Genomic DNA, 4,111 nt, shown 5'->3' on the forward strand with positions numbered 1-4,111 from the left:
GGGGTCAATTACCTAATTTTCAGGGAAAAAGTACCTGAATTTTCCCCCCAATCACTCCAAAGGTCGGCACTTTTTGAGGGAAAACAAGTCTAAAAACCCTATCCAACAAGGTTTTTAGATTTATTCAGCAAACCCTAATTAATTTTCCTTAGTTACTTATCAAGTAAATAAACTGGCATCAACCCGAAAATATGCTCCCAAAGACCTAGCTTCTGACTGATTGATGCTGCGTTGTCCATTAATTATTTGCTGCACCGCATCAGGGGAACCCAAAATAGTAATTAGCTCTGCATATTCTATCTCGTTAGCTTCTATAAGATGCCGTAAAGTTGCTAAAGGATTTCTGTCAGGAATTGGATAATTATCTGCCTCGAACCTTTCGATCAAACTAATCAATAACTCCAGTAAAGCTTCCTCCTCTAAACTAAGTTCCGAGCGATGTTCCAACTCTTGAGCAATTGCGATCGCTCGCTCGTTTTCCGCCTCTGTGGTGATTGCTTTTGGTTGATAGTGAGCGAGTAATTCTCCATAGGTTTTAGAATTAAAAGTAAGCATCATTTTTCCAATTTTCTTTATCGTACTCGGCGTGGGTAAGAATATATTTAATATAGATAGTCTGTCGGTTATAAACTAGATCTACAATTAGACGATAGTGATTTCCTTTAATGTTAAAAACAGTGAAATTACCAACAGATTCAGCACTTTTATAAGTGGCTTGCACATCGATTAGATTTTGCCATTCTGCTTTACTAGCGACTCTATACCAATCATAGAGAGACTCGCAGGAATTAGCGTTGGTCATACAGAAATCGCGAAGTATTCGACGGCTAATTACCCGCATAATACAAATATACCTCTGGCAGTTTCTGTCAATAGCAATTATATCTCAATATCTAGGCTAACTCAAGCCGGCGGGCTGATTTGCTCACACTTTACATCCCGTAAAATGGTAGCACTTGGGGCTAGTGGGGACGTTTTCCCGCTTACCAGCTAAATTGAGAATATCAGGGGCATTGATGCCTAAAGGGAGAGAAAATGTATTAGGCTAAAAACTAAACTATTTTGGCAAGATTTCTTTGAAGACCTCCTCAGCCTACTTATTGGTTTTCCACGGTAGTCGCGATCCGCGTCCAGCCATGGCGGTGACACGATTAGCAGCCTTAGTTCAAGAAAAAATCAGTCAACCCGCCGAAAGATTGGCGAGTAAATCGGAGTTTAGCCGATCTATAGCGGTTCTAGAAGCAGATAATCGGGTATTAGTAGGGACTGCCGCCCTAGAATTAGCGATAACACCTCTCCATCAACAAATAGAAGCTTTTGCCCAACAAGCACAAAGCCAAGGATGTAACCGGTTGCAGATTATCCCCCTGTTTCTCCTGTCGGGGGTTCACGTTAAAGAAGATATTCCCGCGGCCGTGGCCAAAGTGCGATCGCCGATTGAGCTAGAGTTAAAGCCCCATTTAGGCAGTTATCAGGGCATAAAATCGCTGTTATCCCGACAATTTGCCGATTTAAGCCACCAAGATCGCATTTTACTGTCCCACGGTAGTCGTCGCCCCGGGGGTAATCGGGAAGTGGAAAATCTAGCGGCGTTTTCTGGGGCAATTACAGCTTATTGGTCGATAGAACCGAGTTTATGCCAACAAATCGAGAGTTTAATTGCTCAAGGTAGCCCAACAATTGCTATACTGCCCTATTTCCTCTTTACTGGTGGAATTACCGCCGCGATCGAAGCCCAAGTTTTTGAACTATCACAAAAGCATCCAAATGTCAATATATCTTTAGGTAAATCTTTGGGGGCGACGGGGGAATTAGCCGAGATTATTGTTGAGGAAGGATGTGGATGAAGCGGGCAGCGATCGCTTTGGGCGGTAATTTAGGAGATTCAGCGACAATTTTAGGGCAAGCTTTAGGGGAATTAGAGCGAGTCAAAGGAATTAAACTAGAAGCTCATTCCCAATGGTATCAAACCGCAGCCGTCGGCCCTCCTCAGCCCGATTATCTCAACGGTTGCGCCATTGTGCAAGTGGATTTATCGCCCTTAGATTTACTGCATAAATTATTAGAAATCGAGCAGTTATTCGGGAGAGTCCGACGGGAAAGATGGGGACCGCGTACCCTCGATTTAGACTTAATATTTTATGATGACCTGATCTTAGAAACGCCCGAATTACAGATACCCCATCCCCGCTGCCGAGAACGGGCCTTCGTGCTGCTTCCCCTGGCAGAAATTGCCCCCGATTGGCGAGATCCCGTCACTGGAAAAACTATCTTTCAGCTATTGGGGCAATTGGGATTGGCGGAGTAGGATGTTAGGTGTTGGGGTTTTAGGGTTTTAGGGTTTTAGGGTTTTAGTTGAAATTCCCCCATCTCTCCTGCTCCCCACTTCCCCACTTCCCCACTTCCCCACCTCCCCACCACCCCAAATAACCGCGTCTCAGTTACCGCCCCGAAACTCTACAATAAAGGCAGCAGCATCAATAAACAGTAAAAAAATCAACCGTGACCAAGACCCCATCGATCGAGGAAACTCATTACAATCAGGCTAAAGCTAGTTTACAACAGGCTTTAACTTGGTATGCCAGTTTTCGCCGCCATTGGAATTATCCCCCCGATCCCCAACTTCAGGCCGCCGTTAAACAGGATTTGCAGTCCCTCAAATCGGCCTTGGATAAACTGGATGAAACAGTGATTCGGGTGGCGGCCTTCGGGTTAGTCAGTCGCGGTAAATCCTCGGTGGTAAACGCTTTAGTCGGTCAAAAAGTCCTGGCAACCGGACCCCTGCACGGGGTGACACGCTGGCCGCGATCGGTGCGTTGGATACCAGCCACGGGTAAAATCCAGATAGAATTAATCGATACCCCCGGATTGGATGAGATTGAAGGGGAAGCGCGGGCGAATATGGCCAGAGAAGTCGCTAAAAGTGCCGATTTGATTTTATTTATCGTCGCGGGGGATATTACCCGGACCGAATACGAGGCCTTGGCAGAATTGCGCCAGGCGAAAAAACCGATCATTTTGGTGTTTAATAAGATTGATCTCTATCCAGAAGCGGATCGCCGTCAGATTTTTCAGCAGTTACAGAGATTAGGAACCAATCGGGACGAAAAAACGTTAGAAGATTTGTTAACTAGCGATGAGATAGTTATGGTAGCCGCCGAACCGCAACCGATTCCCGTCCGGGTGGAATACCCCGATGGGCGCGTGGTGACTGAGTGGGAAACCCCTCCCCCCCAAATTGAGGAGCTGCAAGATAAACTCTTAACGATTTTAAATCGGGAAGGGCGATCGCTGCTGGCCTTAAATGCTTTAGTGCAAGGGCAAGAAGCGGAGGAAAATATCGCTAGAAAAACCCTGGAACTCCGGGACAGTCAAGCGGAGGAAATTATCTGGCAATACGCGAAATATAAGGCTTTAGCGATTGCGGCCAATCCGATCGCTATTTTAGACCTACTAGGGGCTTCAATCGTCGATTTGACTCTAGTTCGGGCTTTAGCTCGTTTGTACGGCCTGCCAATTACCAGTCACCAAGCTGGTCAACTCTGGCGGACTCTACTTTTCAGTAGTGCGGGGTTGCTGGTGGGGGAAATCCTCAGCACTGTGATTATCGGTTTGGGCAAAACGGCAGCGGCAGCGGCGAGTATTTTTGAAAATCCTACCTCTTTAACCCTCTACGGTAGTACCGCTCTCCTACAGGGAGCAATTGCCGCTTATGGAACCTATATCATCGGGAAAGCCGCTAAAATCTATCTAGAACGCGGTTGTAGTTGGGGGGCATCCGGACCGAGTACGGTGATTAATCAAATTCTTGCTCAAGTTCATCCGCAAACTATCTTATATCGTTTACGTCTAGAGCTAGAACAGTGATTTTAAGGTAAAAAGGAAAAAGGAAAAAAGGCAACAGTGATCAATTAAATATTTCCTACTGACTACTGATGACCGACTCCTAATTTTAGAAACTTAATTTTTGAGGCTCTTCGGTTTGTGTTATGCAATGGACGGGGGTTATAAGGGATGGAACCCTTATAGAGAAAGGCATTTAGCGATTTTTGTCAATTGTTTTTGCTCTAGAGCGAACTAATCAATTAAGTCTCTTGCCAGATAAGGATTT

Annotated in this window: 5 protein-coding genes; 3 read left to right on the forward strand and 2 right to left on the reverse strand. The window is 45.5% G+C overall.

From position 1 onward, the window contains the following. Positions 1-159: 159 nt before the first annotated feature. Complete coding sequence (locus O9290_RS18920; RefSeq protein WP_353852154.1) at positions 160-555, reverse strand: helix-turn-helix domain-containing protein; 396 nt, start codon at positions 553-555, stop codon at positions 160-162. Next, a complete protein-coding gene (locus tag O9290_RS18925; RefSeq protein WP_002763191.1) occupies positions 542-841 on the reverse strand; it encodes a type II toxin-antitoxin system HigB family toxin in 300 nt (99 codons plus the stop codon). Before O9290_RS18925 ends, O9290_RS18920 begins: the two co-directional genes overlap by 14 nt. A gap of 295 nt (positions 842-1,136) precedes the next feature. Here O9290_RS18925 and O9290_RS18930 point away from each other — a divergent pair, with 295 nt between their 5' ends. From O9290_RS18930 to O9290_RS18940, 3 genes are all read left to right on the forward strand, one after another. Continuing rightward, entirely contained in the window at positions 1,137-1,847 is a 711-nt protein-coding gene (locus O9290_RS18930; RefSeq protein ID WP_288057669.1) for a sirohydrochlorin chelatase, read from the forward strand. After that, positions 1,844-2,308, forward strand: coding sequence for a 2-amino-4-hydroxy-6-hydroxymethyldihydropteridine diphosphokinase (gene folK, locus O9290_RS18935; protein WP_288057670.1), 465 nt, complete (start codon positions 1,844-1,846; stop codon positions 2,306-2,308). The genes O9290_RS18930 and folK overlap by 4 nt, the downstream gene beginning before the upstream one ends. Positions 2,309-2,502: 194 nt before the next feature. Continuing rightward, entirely contained in the window at positions 2,503-3,867 is a 1,365-nt protein-coding gene (locus O9290_RS18940) for a GTP-binding protein (RefSeq protein ID WP_288057667.1), read from the forward strand. Positions 3,868-4,111: the final 244 nt, after the last annotated feature.

Source organism: Microcystis sp. LE19-41.2A, from assembly GCF_027530405.1.
Classification (GTDB): Bacteria; Cyanobacteriota; Cyanobacteriia; order Cyanobacteriales; family Microcystaceae; genus Microcystis; species Microcystis aeruginosa.